Source organism: Mycobacterium sp. (assembly GCF_040509115.1).
Classification (GTDB): Bacteria; Actinomycetota; Actinomycetes; order Mycobacteriales; family Mycobacteriaceae; genus Mycobacterium.
The window spans coordinates 1-17,912 of sequence record NZ_JBEVLO010000030.1; the positions used below are offsets into that span (position 1 = coordinate 1).

A 17,912-nucleotide genomic window follows, 5' to 3' on the forward strand; every position below is an offset into this window, starting at 1 on the left:
GCCCGATCGGGGAGTGCCGTCTAGTTGGATCTCTGGGCCGCCAGCACCCGGGCGGCTTCGCGGACCGCGGCGACGTTGGACTTGCCCTGGCGGGAGCCTGCTAGTTTCGCGGCGATGTGGGCACCGACGGTGATCGGTTCATACGCCATGCCGTCGTCGCCGTCGAGGAAATCGGGCGCGGTGGTGATCACGGCGTCGACATTGCCGTCATGGAAGAACGCCGCCGAACGGCGTCGCTTGATGCTGCCGTTCACGATCGGCGGTTTCACTCGGTGCAGCGTCGACATCCACCGGTCGTTGGTGATCCTCGCGGTCAGATCACCAAGATTGACCAGCAGTGCACCGTCTATCGGCGCGGCGTCATGCCAGCGCCGGTCGGTGCCGAGGACCTGCAGGCCGGCCACCTGGTCAGCCCACAGCACCGTCACGATCCCGAAATCGGTGTGCTCACCCATTCCCGTCAGGTCGCCATCGAGGGTGACGGTTCCTTCGGGCAGTGCGTAGTTGTTCATCCGCAGCACGTCAACGGAGTGGTCGGTGAGTCGCCGAAAGTGGTCAGGATCCAGATTCAGTGCGGCGCAGAAGATATCGGTCAGCACCCGCGCGACTCGTCCGGCTTGGGCGAAGTACTCCGAGACCGCAGGCTGGAACTCGGGTACCTCGGTGGGCCAGACATTGATGCCGTAGTCCGCCTCGTCGAGATCGAGGTGAGTGAAGGATCGCGCCTCCGCCCCGATGTTGAACGCCTCGAAGAAGTCGTTCATCCTCGTTGCGGACTCCACGCCAAGCGACAGGCTCAACGACTCGCTCTTGGGCGGGCTGTAACCACGGTTGGCCGGTACCCGGTAACCCTTCTTCGTATCGATGCCCAGTTCGAAGAAACGGTCCATGGCATTGGCCAGACCGTCGAGCACCTGGGCTTCGATTCCATGGCCCAGGATCTGCATGAAACCGACCCGGCGGCAGGCATCGTCGACGGCCTCGGTCACCGCTTGTTTGGCATGGTCGTCATCCCCGTTGACCCAGGGGCCGATGTCGACTGCCGGTACCTCGAACGAGCTCATTGATTGTTCTCCGTTCCTTGATGGGAGGGAACGCCCGCGGTCCAGGATGCCAGGCGTGCACGCAACGTGTCTTTGTCACTGGTGTCCAGCCAGGAGGACTCGATGGCATTGGCGGTGAACGTGACCAGTTGCGCCACGTCGTAACCCAGGGCGTTGCCTACGGCGTGGTAGTCGTTGGACGGGTCGGTGCCGAACATCGGCGGGTCGTCTGAGTCGATGCACACCCGCAGGCCGGCGTCGACCATCTGCTGGATCCGGCGGTGACTACCGTCGCCGGAGCCGCTGTAACGGCCGATGTCGGAGCTCACCGGCGTGCAGGTGAACGGGACCTGCTCGTCGGCGCAGCGCCGGGTGATGCGCTGATCGGTCACCACGTGATAGCCGTGGTCGATTCTGGTGCAGTGCAATTCATCGAGCAGTACTTCGATGTGGGCGGGTGGGCCGCTCTCGGAGTGTGCGGTGCGGTTGAGGCCCGCCTTCTCGGCCAGAACAAAGGCGGGGGCGAAGAGGGCGGGCGGGCCTAGCACCTCTTCGTAATCCAGACCGATGCCGAGCACCTCGTCGACCCGATGTTCGATCACCTCTTCGACCAGTGAGAGTGCCTCGGCGACAGAGTGTTCCCGATTGATCGCGACGACGATCCGGCTCTCGATTCCGGTATCACTGCGAGCGTCGCGCATCCCGTCCAGGATCCCTGCCAGGGCAGTGCGATACGGCAAAGGGCTGGGCTGCGGTGACACGCTGATCTCCCGGTACCAGACGTTGTGGTCGGCGCCGAAGATGGTGAGTGACTCGTAGGTGATACGCCGGTAGTCGTCGCGCTGGAGCAGTGCCGCGCCGACCAAGTCGTACACCGACATGAACTCGCCGAGATCTGCGTAGGCAGCGCTGTCATAGACGGTGTCGGCATCGGGATCGCCGGGGAACCGAACACCGTTGCGGGAAGCCAGTTCGACGGCCGTGGCCGCCGGGACCGACCCGAGCAGATGGCAGTGCAGGCTGACCTTCGGAATCGACTGTGCCACTTCATGGGTGATCATGGGACCGCGATAGCCGCATACTTCGAGCGGAGGTAGTCTGCGGCCGTCACCGGTAGGTAGTCATTGGCCCGGCCCAGCGGCGGCGGGAAGGATTCGATGACCTGATCCAGGTTGGCTTCGAAGAAGAAGATCAACGAAATCAATTCCTCATCAGGCGCGTCGGCGCTGGGAGGCAGCACGCGGTGCATGGTCGAGGTCCATCGGTCGCCGGTCCAGCGGGCCATCAGATCACCGATGTTGATGGTGTAGGCGTCCGGGATCACGGGTGCGTCGATCCAGTCGCCATCCCGGGTGCACACCTGCAGGCCGCCGTAGCCGGCCTCGCGGTCGAGGATGGTGATGGTTCCGAACTCAGTGTGCGGGGCGATCCGGAACTGCCCCTCCTCGACGGGTCCGGTGCGGTTCAGGGCCGGGTAGCGGTTGATGTTGAACGAGTGCGGCGAGCTCATGCAGCGGTCGACGAACCATGTGGCAGGCAGGCCCGCCGCGACCGCGAGGAGTTCCAGCAGATCCGCGGCCAGCCCCCGCATCGTGGCAGCGTAGGCGTCACACAGAGCCTGCAACCCGGGAACCTCCGCCGGCCAGACGTTGGGCATGAACCATTCGGCGTCGACGTCGGAATCGCCGCTGGAGTGTTCGTAACCGGAGACGAACGTCTCCTTCAGGTCAGGCGGCAGGTCGGCGCCGAGTAGGTAGCCGTTGGCCTCCTTGCCCGGCGGTATCCAGCCACGCCCGCCGACCGCGGTGGCATAACGCTCCTTGGCGGCGGGGTCGAGAGCGAAGAACTCCCTTACCGCGTCGCGGATATGGGCGCGCAGGTCAGCCGCAACGCCGTGTCCGCTGACCATGAGGAAGCCGCTCTCGATGAGTGCCCGATCCACCGTCGCCGCCAGGGCGGCGCGGGTGTCGTCGGAACCGTTGCGCCACAGGGACAGGTCGACGAGGGGGATGGCGGCGGTCATACGGTTGCTCCTTCTTTGGATGCGGGCGTGACACGTAACAGGATCGGGTAGGTGAGTGCGCCGACCAGAAGCCCGGCGACGACGCTCAAGTCGGCTCCGCCGAGCGCGGCGGCCACCGGTCCAACGAAGATCGTGGTGTTGATGCACAGCGCGGCCGCGACCATGCCGAGTAGCTGAGCACCCACTCCGGCCTTCGAGAAGCTCTGCAGCAGTGCCTCGGACGCGCGCGGATAGCGGCCCCGTCGCAGCACCAGGTCCACCAGGAACACTCCGGCCCATGGGGCGAACCAGACGATCATGAACAGCAGGAAGGTACTGACGAACTGATAGAAGCTGCCCGAGAGGACCACCGCCGCGCCGACGATGCCACACAGCACTCCGTCGACCAGCACCGCCTGCCAACGGGAGATCCGGACACCCATTGCCTGCAGCGTGACGCCGGAGGAGTAGAGGTCAACGCCGTTGAGCGACACCATCTGAACGATCACCAGTACCAGGTAGATGACCACGAGCCAGGCGGGGAAGACGGTCGACAGGCCCGCGACCGGGTCTCCTGCGTCGGGCAGGGCGATCGCGATGGCCGCGCCGAGGGTCATCAGCAAGGCCTGCGGAACGCCGCCGCCGAGCGTCACCGCGGCCACGATCCGGAGTCGGCCGGTGGTGGCGGGCAGGTAGCGGGAATAGTCGGCGGCCGTGGATGACCAGCCGAGTCCGGAACCGCTGGCAGCCAGTGCGACACCGCCGAGGAACAGGCCCCAGGAGCCGGGCGCACTGTCGGCGACCTTGATGTCGTCGGCCACCAGCCAGGCCATGGCCAGGAAGATCGCGGCAAACGGAATGACAAGTAGACGAAGCATTTTCGTGATGGCCGCGTGTCCCAGCAGTGGCAGCACCGCCTGCAGCACCGACAGGAGGACGACGATCAGCACCTGACCGCTGGTGGACACCTGCACGCCGGCCATGTCCAGCAGCGCGCCGGTGGCCAGCACCATCACCACCAGGTCCAGCACTTCGTAGCCCAGCATCATGATCCAGTTGAAGAACGCGACCGGCCGGACCCCGGCGCGGCCGAAGATCATCTGGGAGACACCGAATGTGGTGGTGCCGGCTGCGGGGCCGGCGAGCGACACCACCCCGGCGATCGCCCAGGTCAAGTTGCCGAGCACGATCGCCAGCAGTGCTTGCCACCAGTTCAGCCCCATTGCCACCAGCAGGGTGCCGTAGACGACGGTCAACACGTTCATCACCAGGGCGGACCACATGGCTCCGAGTTGCCACGGGTGGCCATGCCGTTCGCCGTCGGGGATGTACTCGATGCCGCGCCGTTCGACCGCCAGGCGCGGCCGATGATCGCTGTGGCTTATGTGTTCCTCCGGTGGATCCTGCTTTATCGTGGTCACAGCTGGTCCCGTCATCGTGTCGGTGGCTTCGAGAGCTTGATAAGTGCCAGCAATCAGATTGAGCATTTGATATGTCAGGTCTATCAACAAAGTGTTGCGAGGGTGTAAATGACAGCCGAGATCGGCCTCGATGAACAGGCCCTTGCCGCGCGTGCGGGCGCCGCGATCCGGGCCGTCCGCGAGAAGCGTCAGTTATCGATGCGGGAAGTGGCAACGCGTGCCGGCATCAGCCAGCCCTTCCTGAGCCAGATCGAACGTGGCCAGAGCATGCCGTCGATGATCACCGTCTACCGGCTGGCCGAGACCCTCGACGTCACCCCCGGTGAATTGCTGCCCACCAGCACTGAGTCCAAGGTGACGGTGGTCCGCGGCGACGAGGGCCGACTGCTACCGGTGGCCGATCGTGCCGACGCCGCGCTGGGGCGGGTGCTGGTTTTCAGCACGGACGAGAACCTGCAGATCATCGAGTACAAGATCGAACGCGACCAGTACATCGGTGAGTGGTTCCAGTCTCCGGGCCTGCTGGCGGTTTACGTGGTGTCCGGTCAACTCGACGTCGAGATCGAAGGCGCGGGCGACTATCGCATCGGGACGGGCGACCTGATCAGCCACCCGGCACCGCTACGCCATCGATGGTTGCTGGTGGACAATCAACCGGCTCACGTCCTGATGGTCATCACCGAGTGATCCACGGTCGGGGTGGGCAGGATCCCGATCATCACGATGTGCGCATCGCTGGAATCGCTTTCCGCTCAGCGACATTCAGACCGGCGCTCGCTCACTTCGTTCTTCGAGGAGGCGGCTGACGCCGGGCGGAGTTGAACCGGGTGATCGGTCGGAGAAGCTGGCGCTGGCTGCGGGCGTTCAGTCACGTTTCGACTGGATTTGACCGACGGTCAAGTGCGACAGGTGGATGGGCAGCAGATCTGCGTTGCGGTCCGACGCGCGAAAGGCGTCGATGGCGAGGGCGGCGAAGCGCCGCGCAGCCGCTTCCCGCTCCAAGGGCGGCAGTGCTGCGAGTCCCCGCGCGGCGAGCATGACGAACTTGAGATCGTTGATGGCGAAGTCGGGGCGCAGGCCGCCGCGTGCCTTGGCGCGCTTGCTGAGCTCGGCGATCTTGTTCAGCACGGTTGCGCGATGGGCGGAGAGGGTGTCTGCCTGGGGGTGCGCGGACATCAACGCGTCCACGAAGCCCTGGTGGCGGCCATGGAGGATGCTGGCCCGCTCGATGATCGAGGAGAACCCGCGCCACGGGTCTGGATCGGAGCAACCGTCGCCAACGATTTGTTGGCACACCTGCACTTGGTCGGCGAAAGCCGCGGCGAGGAGGTGATCTTTGGTGGGAAAGCGGCGGTACAGCGTGGCAGGCCCCACCTGGGCGCGACGCGCGATTTCGCGCATGGTGACGTCCAGCCCGCGCTGACTGATCAAATCCCGCGCCGCGGCAAGGATCCGATCACGATTGTCGCGGGCGTCGGAACGCAACATGTGAGGCATTCGGTCGGCCATGGTTCTCACTTCGGCTGCGTAGGCGGCAATGTCCGTTAGCGTCCGAGATTACCAAGCCAGATGAACGGAGAAGACGTTGCAAGCAGTGGCCATTGAGCGATTTGGCGATCCGAGCGGCATGGCTGTGATCGACGCGTCGTCCCCGACCCCTGCAGCCGGGCAGGTGCTCGTCGAGGTGGAGGCGATAGGCGTCGGTGGTGTCGACGCGATGATTCGCCGCGGAACCGTCGCCGGCCGATACGAATTTCCTGTCGGCTTCATCCCAGGCAGCGAGGTCGCTGGCGTGATCTGTGAAATCGGGTCGGGTGTCGACGACTCGTGGATCGGGCGTCGTGTATGGGCGTTCACCGGCGGTGGTGGCGGCGGCTACGCAGAGTTGGCGGTGGCGAGCATCGACGATGTCGTCGAGCTTCCTCAGCGGCTATCGTCCATTGACGCGGTCACCCTCGGAAGTGCTGGCACGGTTGCACATTTCGCCCTGTCGCACGCACATTTCACGCCTGCTGATTCAGTCCTAGTGCGCGGGGCGGCGGGCAGTATCGGCATCGCGACGGTGGAACTAGCCGCGCGGGCCGGAGGGCAGGTCATCGCGGTCACCACGTCGTCACCGGACCGCGGCGCGCGACTCCGCTGCTTCGGAGCGACACATGTCCTCGACAGGGAAGGGAAGGGCGATTCGACGGCATCTGGGTCCTTCGACGTGATCATCGACGTCGTCGGTGGCGCCCAAGTCCCCGCGTTCGTTGACCGCTTGGCGCCGAACGGGCGCATGGTGGTCGCAGGCATGGTGGCGGGCACGGTGCCCGCCGACTTCGGCTCGACCTTGCTGAATTCGTTCCAGCTGTCCCGTGCCTTCGCGACATTCAGCCTGGACACCGTCCCGGTCGGCGTTAGGGATCGCGTCAGGGCCGAACAGTTCGGTGCTGCAGCACGAGGCGAATTGCACGCCGTCGTGCACGAGGTCCTGCCGCTCGACAGGGCCGAGGACGCCCACCGAGAGATGGATGCCGGTCGGGTGTTCGGTCGGATCGTTCTCACTCCGGGCGGCGCCACGCCCTGAGGCGTGCTTCTGCGCTTGGACGACGGACTCGGCGAATGCCTAGCGGCGGATTGGATCGGGGAGATCGGTTCCCGCCGCCGGCGTGGCGGCAACTCCGCCGATCAGGATGTCCACGACTTGACCGGCCAGGTCGCGGAGCTCCGTTTCGGTCTGTCCTTCGATCTTTCGATACCAGACGTCGACGGCGTTGAGGTTGCTCAGCAGGGTCCTGGTGGCGAGTGCATCGTCGACGTTGCGTAGCGAGCCGTCCGCTATTCCCTCGGTGATGACACGGCGGAACATGCGTTCGTAGTCACTTCGGAGTTCATTGAGGGCGGCCAGCGCGTCACGCTGTCGGACCTTCAATGCCGTTGAGGACTGATCGCGTACTCCTTGGTGGACCACGTGGTGGTATCCGAGTTCGGTCATCAGGTTCTCCACGTGGGCGATCGACATTGCCTCGAGTCGCTCCCGCCCGGTCCCGGGTGCGCCCGCGTACGGTTCGACCCGCTCCCGCACTCGGCGCATTCCGTCCTCGTACACCGCGAGGAAGATGTCGAACTTCGACCGGAAGTGGTAGTAGATCAGGCCCTTGGTGGCTCCGACATCGTCGGCGATGTCATCGATGGTGGTGTTCGCGAACCCACGGACCATGAAGGCGTCCGCAGCGGCATCGAGAATGCGCCCCTTCACGTCGGGTTCCAGTTCGGCGCTCGCGCTCACGGTTCTCTCCCACTTCGTTCGGGTGGCGCGATCATCATGACACCGTTCCCGGCCGCGGCACCGCCGATGTTCTCCCGGCGGCATGCCTCGTTGGCAGCGTGGCGACGTCGCGCACGATTGACACCCGCTGTGACCCACATTACGATAATACTCAGTAGTATCCCTGATGAGAGGCTTTCACGGCGTGGACATGAACTTTTCCGGCAGGGTCGCCATCGTGACGGGGGCGGGTGGCGGTCTCGGCCGTGCGCACGTCCTCGCGCTCGCCGAACGCGGGGCGAAGGTCGTGGTGAACGACATGGGAGGGTCGGTCGCCGGCGGCGGCGTGGACGACGGTCCGGCCGCCCGGGTGGTCGCCGAGATCGAGGAGCGTGGCGGGGAGGCGTTCGCGCATCGTTGCGACGTCACCAACGTCGCCGAGGTCGCCGACATGGTGGGCCAGGCGATCGCACGGTGGGGTCGGGTCGACATCTTGATCAACAACGCCGGCATCCTTCGCGACAAGTCGTTCGCGAAAGTCGATCTCGACGACTTCCGGAAGGTCCTTGACGTACACCTGATGGGCTCGGTGCACTGCACCAAAGCCGTCTGGCCGCACATGGTCGAGCGGGGATACGGCCGCATCCTGATGACGACGTCCGCCTCGGGCATCTACGGCAATTTCGGCCAGTCCAACTACGGCGCCGCCAAGTCGGCGGTGGTCGGATTGATGAACGTCCTCTCGATCGAGGGCGCCCGCAACGACATTCGGGTCAACGCCCTCGCTCCGACGGCCGCCACCCGGATGACCGATGGCCTCATCGACGACGAAGCGCTGGCAATGTTGACCACGGAATCGATTTCGCCCGGAGCGCTGTACCTCGTCTCCGAGGTCGCCCCGACCAAGACGATCCTCGCTGCCGGTGCAGGCGTCTTCGCCGTGGCCCGGATGGAGGAGTCGGCCGGGGTGTACCTGCCCGCGGAGGTCCGCTCCCCGGAGGTGATCGCCGAACGATGGGCTGAGATCAGCGACATGTCTTCGGCCGTGATCACCGAGTCCGCGTTCGAGCAGACCGGCCGCTATGTCGCCATCGCAGGCAGCGCGGACCTGAGCGCGGACCTGAGCGCGGGAGTGGGCCGATGAGAGAAGCGGTGATCGTCTCCACCGCGCGCACGCCGATCGGCAAAGCGTTCCGCGGGGCGTTCAACGACACTTCCGGACCGCACCTGGCCGCGCACGCGATTACCGGGGCATTGGCCAAGGCCGGGATCGAGGGAGCCGAGGTCGACGACGTCATCCTCGGCTGCGCAATGCCCGAAGGTGCCACCGGATTCAACGTCGCCCGCCAGGCTGCGCTGCGCGCGGACCTGCCGGTCACGGTGCCGGGGATGACCATCGACCGGCAATGCTCGTCCGGCCTGATGGCCATTGCCACCGCAGCCAAGCAGATCATCGTCGACGGTATGACGGTCATCATCGGGGGCGGGGTCGAATCGATTTCCCTGGTCCAGAACGAGCACAAGAACCGGTACCGGGAAGCCGACGAGTGGCTGACGCAGAAACTTCCCGCCACGTACATGCCCATGCTCGAGACCGCCGAGATCGTCGCGGACCGTTACCACATCAGCCGCGACGCCCAAGACCGCTTCGCGCTGCTCTCGCAACAGCGCACCGCCGCCGCGCAGGACCACGGTCTCTTCGACGAGGAGATCGTTCCCTTTGCAGGAACCCGAATCGTCGTGGACACCGACACCGGTGAACCGCGATCGGTGGACTTCGTGCTCGATGCCGACGAGGGCAACCGCCCGTCGACCACGATCGAGGGACTGTCGGCGTTGCGCCCGGTCCTTGCCGACGGCACGGTCTCTGCGCAGTCCTCGATCACTGCCGGAAATGCCTCGCAGCTGTCCGACGGTGCCGCCGCCGTGGTGTTGATGGAGGCGGCCGAAGCAACGCGTCGGGACCTCGCACCGCTCGGAACGTATCGAGGCATCGCGGTCGCCGGCTGCTCGCCGGAGGAGATGGGCATCGGACCCGTCTTTGCGATCCCGAAACTTCTTGCCCAACATGGTCTCTCGGTTGACGACATCGACCTGTGGGAGTTGAACGAGGCGTTCGCGTCTCAGGCACTGCACTGCCGTGACTTCCTCGATCTCGATCCCGGACGAGTCAATGTCAACGGGGGAGCGATCTCGATCGGCCACCCCTACGGAATGTCGGGCGCGCGCATGGTCGGACACGCCCTCCTCGAAGGCCGACGCCGCGGGTCCCGCTACGTCGTCGTGACGATGTGCATCGGTGGAGGCATGGGCGCCGCAGGCCTGTTCGAGGTTCACTGATCCCCGCCCGACGACGGCATCGAGCCGGTCGGTCTGATCCATCCCAATCCCCGTGACAACCCGAAGGGAATCACATGAGCATCGACTCCGCGCTCGCAGCCGCAGACGAGCTGCACAAGCGCGCCACCCGCAAGGCCGTGCTGCGCCTGCTGCCGGTGATGTGCGCGGTGTACTTCATGGCGTACATCGACCGCACCAACGTCGCCCTGGCCAAGACTCATCTGCAAGCCGACGTCGGCATCAGTGCCGCCGCATTCGGTCTCGGTGCAGGCATCTTCTTCATCAGCTACGCCTTCCTCGAAATTCCGAGCAACCTGATCATGTACAAGGTCGGCCCGCGCAAATGGATCACCCGGATCGCCATCACCTGGGGGACCCTGTCGGCGTTGATGATGTTCGTCCAGGGCGACGTGTCCTTCTACGTCATGCGGTTCCTGCTTGGAGCCGCAGAGGCCGGCCTGTATCCCGCACTGATGTACATGGTGACGGTGTGGTTCGCCCAGCACTACCGCGCCACCGTCGTCGGCTTCATCTACCTGGCGCCGACCATCGCACTGGTGGTCGGCGGCCCCCTCGGCGGGGCATTGATGGAACTCGACAGCGCACTCGGTCTGCATGGCTGGCAGTGGATGTTCCTCATCGAAGGCATCGTCACGGTGCTGGTCGGCGTCCTCGTCTGGTTCAAGCTTCCGCAGGTGCCCAACGACGCAAGGTGGTTGTCCGCAGACGAAGCGAGCATCCTCACCGACCGGGCCGTCGGCGCGCACCACGAAACCGAAACGAAGATCCGCGGCAACTTCGGCAAGGCCTTCGGCCGCCCGTTCGTCATCGTCGTTGCGCTCATCTACTTCTTCAACCAGGTCACGAACGTCGGGATCGTCTTCAACATCCCGGCCATCGTCGAAGACCTGGACGTCAGCGGCTCGTTCATCATCGGACTCGTGTCCGGCAGCGCAGGCATCGGCGCGACCATCGGCGTGCTGCTGGTGCCTCGACTGTTCACCTGGTACGAGCGTGAGGCCAGTGCTGTCGGCATCCTCGCCGCCGCCACCCTGGCTACCTCCGTCGCCTTCATGCTGTCCTCGAGTGCGGCTGTCCGCATCGTCTTGATCGCGGTGGCGATGATCTTCGTCTTCGGGACCCTGCCGCTGTTCTGGTCGATCGCCATGGCCCGCATGTCCGGCCTGATGGCCGCGGCCAGCCTGGCCTTCATCAACACCGTCGGCCTGATCGGCGGATTCGTCGGCCCCTACCTGTTCGGGCTCGCCGAAACCGCGACGAATAACCCGGCCGCCGGTTTCTACGTCGTCATCGCCGCCTCGGCGATCGGGGTAGCCCTCGCACCGATATTGGCCTACGCCATCAGGCGAGAGGACGCCGGAACCGCGCAAACCGCCCCCGCCCCGGCGTGACCACCCCTACGGACCACGACACCTGCCACGCGCAAGGATTCGCCACCATGCACGGATTGATGCAAGACAGACCTCTGAGCCTGCCGCTGTTGATGGACGGCCTGGAGGGACGATTCAGCCACAAGACTGTCTCCACGCAGCACGTCGAATTCCGCACCACGGTGACCTACGGCGAGCTCGGACAGCGGATCCGGCGGCTCGCGGGCGTACTCGATCGACTCGGAATTCCACGCAGTGCGCGGGTGGGCAGCTTCGGCTGGAACAGCCAGCGGCACCTCGAACTCTACGTGGCCGTGCCCTGCACCAGCCGGATCCTGCACACCATCAACCACCGACTGTTCGCCGACGACATCGCCTACATCGTCAACGACGCCCAGGACGACGTCCTGTTCGTCGACCGCTCGATATTGGACGTCGTGTGGCCGCTGATCGACCGCTTCGACACCGTCCGGCACCTCATCGTCATGGACGACGGACCCGGACCGCACGTCCCGAATGATCCGCGCGTGCACGACTACGAGGAACTGCTCGCCGCCGCGGAACCCGTCACCACGTTCGACGTGCCGGACGAACGTACCGCCGCCGCGCTGTGCTACACGTCCGGGACCACCGGGCGTCCCAAAGGCGTTCTCTACGACCATCGCTCGATCGTGCTGCACGCCATGACCTTGCTGATGACCGACACCTTCGCCATCGGCGAACGGGACGTGATCATGCCGATCGTCCCGATGTTCCACGTCAACGCCTGGGGTCTGCCGTACGCGGCCATGATGTCGGGGGCGTGTCTGGTCCTGCCCGGCCGGGCGACGCAACCCGCGCAACTCGCCGAAACCATCGAAGCGGCTCACGTCACCTTCGCGGCCGCAGTGACCACCATCTGGCGCGGAATGCTGCCGCACCTTCATGGCAGGCAATTGTCAGCCCTGCGCCGACTCGTCAGCGGCGGCGGCCCCCTGCCGGCCAGCCTGTCGAGGCAGTACGACGAACGAATCGGGGTACCCCTGAGCAGCTCTTGGGGCATGACGGAGACCAGCCCGCTGGTCTGCAGTGCGCGTATCCCCAGCGACCAGACCGCGCTCGCCGACCGCATCGAGACCCTGTGCCTCCCCGGCCCCCCGGTGCCCCTGACCGCACTGCGACTGCAGCTCGAGGACGGAACCTTCGCCCCACACGACGGCGTCGCCTCCGGCGAATTGCAGGTCGCCGGGCCCACCATCGCAGGCGACTACTACGGGCACACCGACGGATCGGCTGCCTTCACCGACGACGGATGGCTGCGCACCGGAGATGTCGCCACCATCGACCCCCGAGGATTCGTGCGGATCGTCGACCGCACCAAGGACCTCATCAAGTCCGGCGGTGAATGGATCTCGTCGGTCGAACTGGAGAACGCGATCATGACTTCCCCGGACATCTCCGAGGCGGCGGTGATCGGCACGCCACACGACAAATGGGGCGAGCGCCCCCTCGCCTGCGTCGTCCCCATTGACGGCTCCGAGATCACCCCGGAATCGGTCCGCACCCACCTGCATGGATTGATCGCCAGCTGGTGGATCCCCGACGAGGTCGTCATCCTGGACGAAATCCCCAAGACCCCGACCGGGAAGATCGCCAAAATCGCACTGCGACAGCACATCACCGGAGTGGCGTCCGGAACGCACCCACGCGTCGACATTCAACCAGACCCGATGAACACGTTCTGAGCCCGTCACGAATGTCCAAAATCCATGGCTCCCACATGTCTTGAAACCCTGCGCGGACTAACAATCTTCGTCGGACGCTGAATGCCGCTGTGACACAGTAGCTATCGGATGGTAGGAAGCGACCACCCTCGCATTGATTGCGGCACTCGGCGGTCCCTCTTCGCCGGGGGCGCGCCCAACGGAGGCCGACCGACCCACCGACCGCAGCACGCAGCGCTGCTCAGGTGTTTGGGAGCTCCACGTTCGGTGAATCATATGGCCAAGCGCACAGCCCCGCGCCCAACCAAGTGAGCGTGAAAGTAGGTCTTGCCGTGGTAGAGACATTCGTACACTCGACCGACGACGTAGTCGAGTTCCTTCGAGGACAGCACAATCAAATCAAGGACATGTTCGACGACGTCGTCCATGCGTCCGGTTCCAAGGCACGCGAACAGGCTTTCGTCGAGCTCAGGCAGTTGCTGGCCGTGCACGAGACGGCCGAGGAGATGGTCGTCCATCCGCGGGCCAGACGTGACATCCAGGGCGGCGACATCATCGTGGACGCCCGTTTGAAGGAAGAGCACGAAGCCAAGGAGCAGTTGTCAGCGCTCGAGCAGATGGACATCGACTCTCAGGAATTCCTGGACGCGCTCGTCCTCTTCAAGGGCGCAGTCGTCGACCATGCCGAACGTGAAGAGACCGAGGAGTTCAACAAACTTCAGCGCGACCTCGACCCCGCCGACCTGAAGCGAATGGTGTCCGCGGTGCAAGCTGCCCAAGCGATCGCGCCGACCCGACCCCACCCCGGCGTCGAATCGGCCGTCCTCAACTTTGCCGTGGGCCCGTTCGCTTCGATGCTTGACCGCGCTCGCGACGCCATCTCCGCCGCCCTCAGGTAGGCCGAACAACTCAAATCGCCATGTAGAGAACAACGTTGAGGACCTTCCATCATCCTCCGAGGTCCAGCAGGCGATTAGGGACTGACGACCACCTTGCCGAAGACGCCGGTGCGCAGCAGGCCCAGTGCCTCTTCCACGTCGTCCAGTGCAAGTCGTTCGGAGACGACGGGGCGCAGCGACCCCTCGGCCGCCAGCCCCATCACGGCCTGTGCGGCGTCGCGGCGGGTGTGTTGATCCACCGAGTTGAGGCTGAACGCCGAGAAGCTGGGGGACCGGTGGAAGTTGGCGAGGAGCGTCGCACCGAAGTCGGGAGGCGGGGCGCCCGCCACGCCGCCGCACAGCACGAAACGCCCGTTGTCGGCCAGCATCTCGACGAACGCCGGCATCTCGTCGCCGCCGACGGTGTCGACGATGACGTCGTACCGCTGTGCGTCGGCGCGCGCCGCGTCCCGTGACACGTACCGAGCGGCACCGAGTTCGAGGAGTTGCTCGCCGCGCTCGTCCGAGGACGTCACCGCCGTCACCCGGGCGCCCCGCAACGCCGCGAGCTGAGTTGCCATCACACCGATGCCCCCGCTGGCGCCGCGCACGAGGACGTCGGCCGGCCCGTGGCCGCCGACCCGCTGGAGTACCTCGTAGGCGACGAGGGCGTTGATGCCGAGTGCCACCGCTTCGGTGGATCCGAGTCCGTCGGGGATGGGCAGCGTCGAGGAGTAGTCGACGGCGCAGCGCTCGGCGAAGCTGCGGGTAGTCGTCATTGCGAAGACGTGCCTGCCGAGCACCTCTGGGTCGACGCCTGCCCCGACGCCGACGATCGAGCCGGCGAGCTCGGAGCCGAGGACGAACCCGGGCTCGGTCACGAGGGGATACTGACCGTCGACGATCATCACGTCCATGTAGCCGACCCCAGCGGCCTGGACCGACACGATCACCTCGCCGTCGCCCGGAACGGGATCGGGCTGGTCCTCGCGTACCTGGCCGCTACCGAATTGCTCGACGTAGAACGCCTTCATCTGCCGTACTCCTCGATCGTCGACGCGAAAACGAGCACCGCCCTGCGGCGTCCAACCGGGCACGGGTTGGACGCATTCCCCGTCACCTGACACGCCGCGGCTCCCCGATAGACCTCGGGCGCTGCGCTGGTCTGGACCCGGCAAAATCTCAGTCGACTGACGAGGTGCAGTGACCGGTGGTTTGCCTCGGGAACTATCGCGTCAATGCGGCGAAACGCGAGTTCGTCAAACGCGTGGGCAACAGCAGGCGGCCTGCTGATGTGCCGATGCCGTGTCCCCACAGGCTGCTTTCTCCGACTGCGATACCCAGCTCCGCCGAGGTCTCGGTCATGTTGGCAAGGTCGACGTAGCCGACCAACTCTCCCTCAACTTGAATGCCCAGTCTGAGTAGGTCGGTCTGCCTGCCATGGATGGTTTCCCTCAGCCATGCCTGTAGCTGTCGATGGGTGAGGCCGGGACGCCAGCCATTCGCCAGTCGGAACTCCTCGTCTGCGACCCAACGCGCTGCGGTGGCTGCGTCTGCGAGGCGCAACGGACGCAACTTGACTCTCATTGGAGGCACGTACAGGACTCTGGTCAGTCCTCCAAGGATCCGCAAGGGATTCTCAGCTACGGAAGCGTCGAGCGACTACCCTTCTGTCAGTTGGGCCTTCTGTCAGTCGGGCCATCGTCTCCCGTGCTAGCGCTGGCAGGGAACCGGACGACGAGTATCCTTGCCGGGGGGTGTATTTCGCGATGTTGGCTCGGCTGTGGAGAGCGCGGATGCTCTGGATTCTCAGTCCCAGGCCCCTTGCCGTTGCCACTGCCGTTGCCGTTGTCACTGCCGTTGCCGTTGTCGCGGTCATCACGCTGGTGGCGTCGCTCGCTGCGCTAGTGCCGGGTTATCGGGCCGTTTTGCCACTCCGCTACTCGGTACCGCCAGGCAAGGAATTTGCCCAACTGAACCGAGTGTCGCATTGGCCCAAGGAATGGGCTGAGGCTGTTTGTGTGCCACCGCTCTACCCAGTACGAACCCCCTACGCTGATTTGCCCAACGCCTCAGCCATCGGGGTGTGCAAGGCAAGGATTGAGCCAGGAGGTGACAGTGAGAGCGTCACGATTGCCCGTTTTTCCGCCGAGCTCCCCATGCAGGTTGATCTCTACAACGCCGGTTACGAGTGGTACGCGTTTGCGTATCACCAGGGCGGGATGACTGTCTTCGCCACATACTCAGACGCCGTGGTCTCCGATCCGGCTACCAACTTGACTGAATCCCCGGTGCTCGAGCCGCTGAAGCGATTCGGGTTCCACGTCTACGGAAGTCCGGGTCCTTAAGCCCCATTCTCGAAAACCATTCGGCAGACCGCGGAGCAAGAGTTTCGGCGGCCGCCATGCGGATCGCTCCGCGGCCCTTGGCAAGGCGGGGTGGGCTTTCCGTCACCGCGTCCAACGTATGGGGAGAGGGTGGTTTCGACTCGTCGTCACCGGGGCAACCTACGTCGTCTCCAGGTCTGCGGACGCTCTCCTGGTGTGGACCGAAGGGTGGCGCTCCATGAGCGAAGCTGGCTCGAATGCAGGTGAGGTCGACGTCGTCGCCGCGCATGGTGCTCTCGGCACCAGTCTCAAACCCCGCCACATCACCATGATCTCGATCGCCGGAGTGATCGGTGCAGGCCTGTTCGTCGGCTCGGCGAATGCCATCAAGGAGGCGGGCCCCGCCGTCCTGATCTCCTATTTCCTGGCCGGCACCCTGGTGGTGCTGGTGATGCGGATGTTGGGGGAGATGGCGACGGCCAATCCCGACACCGGATCGTTCTCGGTGTACTCGGACCGGGCGCTCGGCGGGTGGGCCGGCTTCTCGGTCGGGTGGCTGTACTGGTGGTTCTGGGTGCTCGTCATTCCCGTCGAGGCGACCGCCGCCGCGGCGATCCTGTCCGATCTGGTCGGCGCTCCGCAGTGGGTCTGGGCGCTGGCCGTGACCCTTCTCCTGACCGTCACCAATCTCGTCAGCGTGGGCAACTACGGTGAGTTCGAGTTCTGGTTCGCCTTGATCAAGGTGATCGCCATCGTGGCGTTCATCGGTATCGGCCTGGCCGCGATCTTCGGGCTCATTCCGGATTCCGAGGTCAGCGGCATCCACTCGCTGTGGCAGCCGGACGGATTCATGCCCAACGGCTTCGGTGCCGTCATCGCAGGCATGCTGGTCACGATGTTCTCGTTCATGGGCACCGAGATCGTGACCATCGCCGCGGCCGAGTCCCCGGATCCGACCACCGGGATCAGCAAGGCCGTGAACTCGGTGATCTGGCGTATCTCGCTGTTCTACATCGGATCGATCTTCGTCATCGTCGCGCTGATGCCGTATGACCAGCTCGACGACGGGTCGTATCAGTCGACGCTGGAGGCGATCGGCATTCCCGGCTCCAAGATCGTGATGGATCTGGTCATCCTCACCGCGGTGGCATCGTGCCTGAACTCCGCGCTCTACACCGCGTCCCGGATGCTGTTCTCGCTCGGCGACCGCAGGGACGCGCCCAGCGTGGTGCGGAAACTGACCGGCAACGGCGTCCCGTGGGTCGCGGTGCTGGCGTCGATGGTCGTGGGCTTCGTGGCGGTCATCGGCAACTACCTGCTGCCGGAGAAGATCTTCGGCTACCTGCTTGCCACCAGCGGCGCGATCGCGCTGTTCGTATACCTGGCCATCGCGGTCAGCCAGTTCAAGTTGGGCCGGACCATGCGCGCCGATGGTGAGCGCGCACCGGTGCAGATGTGGCTCTTCCCGTACCTGACGATCGTCGTCATCGTCGCCATCGTCGCGGTGCTGGTGCTGATGGCATTCGATCCAGATCAACAGCAGGCGATCTTCCTGTC

At 65.1% G+C, this 17,912-nt stretch carries 17 protein-coding genes; 9 read left to right on the forward strand and 8 right to left on the reverse strand.

The genetic code is table 11. The annotated features are described in order from the left end of the window. Positions 1-20: 20 nt before the first annotated feature. Genes ABW137_RS02530 through ABW137_RS02545 form a run of 4 tightly spaced genes read right to left on the reverse strand, consistent with a single transcriptional unit; the run spans position 21 to position 4,466 of the window. On the reverse strand, positions 21-1,064 hold the full coding sequence (locus ABW137_RS02530) for an isopenicillin N synthase family dioxygenase (protein ID WP_526396563.1): 1,044 nt from the start codon (positions 1,062-1,064) through the stop codon (positions 21-23). Next, the gene (add, locus tag ABW137_RS02535; protein ID WP_526396565.1) at positions 1,061-2,104 is read right to left on the reverse strand and encodes an adenosine deaminase; all 1,044 of its coding nucleotides are present in this window, start codon (positions 2,102-2,104) and stop codon (positions 1,061-1,063) included. Before add ends, ABW137_RS02530 begins: the two co-directional genes overlap by 4 nt. Beyond that, complete coding sequence (locus tag ABW137_RS02540) at positions 2,101-3,066, reverse strand: isopenicillin N synthase family dioxygenase (RefSeq protein ID WP_526396567.1); 966 nt, start codon at positions 3,064-3,066, stop codon at positions 2,101-2,103. Before ABW137_RS02540 ends, add begins: the two co-directional genes overlap by 4 nt. Continuing rightward, positions 3,063-4,466, reverse strand: a complete 1,404-nt coding sequence (locus tag ABW137_RS02545) for a purine-cytosine permease family protein (RefSeq protein WP_526396569.1) — start codon at positions 4,464-4,466, stop codon at positions 3,063-3,065. The genes ABW137_RS02540 and ABW137_RS02545 overlap by 4 nt, the downstream gene beginning before the upstream one ends. 108 nt (positions 4,467-4,574) lie before the next feature. Between ABW137_RS02545 and relB the strand changes: the two genes are divergently transcribed. Then, entirely contained in the window at positions 4,575-5,153 is a 579-nt protein-coding gene (gene relB, locus ABW137_RS02550; RefSeq protein WP_526396571.1) for a type II toxin-antitoxin system RelB family anti-toxin, read from the forward strand. Between the two features lie 177 nt (positions 5,154-5,330). Here the strand turns inward: relB and ABW137_RS02555 are convergent, their stop codons facing one another. After that, positions 5,331-5,954 (reverse strand): TetR/AcrR family transcriptional regulator, encoded by a 624-nt coding sequence (locus ABW137_RS02555; protein WP_526396573.1) that lies wholly within the window; start codon positions 5,952-5,954, stop codon positions 5,331-5,333. 139 nt (positions 5,955-6,093) lie between these two features. On the opposite strand from ABW137_RS02555, the gene ABW137_RS02560 reads away from it, so the two are divergent. After that, positions 6,094-7,035, forward strand: a complete 942-nt coding sequence (locus ABW137_RS02560; protein ID WP_526396575.1) for a zinc-binding dehydrogenase — start codon at positions 6,094-6,096, stop codon at positions 7,033-7,035. 39 nt (positions 7,036-7,074) lie between these two features. Here the strand turns inward: ABW137_RS02560 and darR are convergent, their stop codons facing one another. Next, positions 7,075-7,737 (reverse strand): transcriptional regulator DarR, encoded by a 663-nt coding sequence (darR, locus tag ABW137_RS02565; RefSeq protein WP_526396577.1) that lies wholly within the window; start codon positions 7,735-7,737, stop codon positions 7,075-7,077. A 166-nt stretch (positions 7,738-7,903) separates the two neighbouring features. On the opposite strand from darR, the gene ABW137_RS02570 reads away from it, so the two are divergent. The 5 genes from ABW137_RS02570 to ABW137_RS02590 all read left to right on the forward strand — a co-directional run bounded on the left by ABW137_RS02570 (position 7,904) and on the right by ABW137_RS02590 (position 14,049). Next, a complete protein-coding gene (locus ABW137_RS02570) occupies positions 7,904-8,860 on the forward strand; it encodes an SDR family NAD(P)-dependent oxidoreductase (RefSeq protein ID WP_526396579.1) in 957 nt (318 codons plus the stop codon). After that, a complete protein-coding gene (locus ABW137_RS02575) occupies positions 8,857-10,056 on the forward strand; it encodes a thiolase family protein (RefSeq protein WP_526396581.1) in 1,200 nt (399 codons plus the stop codon). The genes ABW137_RS02570 and ABW137_RS02575 overlap by 4 nt, the downstream gene beginning before the upstream one ends. A gap of 74 nt (positions 10,057-10,130) precedes the next feature. Next, positions 10,131-11,468, forward strand: coding sequence for an MFS transporter (locus ABW137_RS02580; RefSeq protein ID WP_526396582.1), 1,338 nt, complete (start codon positions 10,131-10,133; stop codon positions 11,466-11,468). Positions 11,469-11,527: 59 nt separating this feature from the next. Further along, positions 11,528-13,171 (forward strand): long-chain fatty acid--CoA ligase, encoded by a 1,644-nt coding sequence (locus ABW137_RS02585; protein ID WP_526396584.1) that lies wholly within the window; start codon positions 11,528-11,530, stop codon positions 13,169-13,171. 311 nt (positions 13,172-13,482) lie between these two features. After that, positions 13,483-14,049, forward strand: coding sequence for a hemerythrin domain-containing protein (locus ABW137_RS02590; protein ID WP_526396586.1), 567 nt, complete (start codon positions 13,483-13,485; stop codon positions 14,047-14,049). Positions 14,050-14,123: 74 nt separating this feature from the next. On the opposite strand, the gene ABW137_RS02595 is transcribed toward ABW137_RS02590, so the two are convergent. After that, positions 14,124-15,062, reverse strand: coding sequence for a quinone oxidoreductase family protein (locus tag ABW137_RS02595; protein ID WP_526396588.1), 939 nt, complete (start codon positions 15,060-15,062; stop codon positions 14,124-14,126). A gap of 193 nt (positions 15,063-15,255) precedes the next feature. Next, complete coding sequence (locus ABW137_RS02600; RefSeq protein WP_526396590.1) at positions 15,256-15,615, reverse strand: GNAT family N-acetyltransferase; 360 nt, start codon at positions 15,613-15,615, stop codon at positions 15,256-15,258. A 209-nt stretch (positions 15,616-15,824) separates the two neighbouring features. On the opposite strand from ABW137_RS02600, the gene ABW137_RS02605 reads away from it, so the two are divergent. After that, entirely contained in the window at positions 15,825-16,376 is a 552-nt protein-coding gene (locus tag ABW137_RS02605; protein WP_526396592.1) for a hypothetical protein, read from the forward strand. 217 nt (positions 16,377-16,593) lie between these two features. Further along, positions 16,594-17,912: amino acid permease (locus ABW137_RS02610; RefSeq protein ID WP_526396594.1), on the forward strand; the 1,319-nt coding region annotated here is incomplete at its 3' end.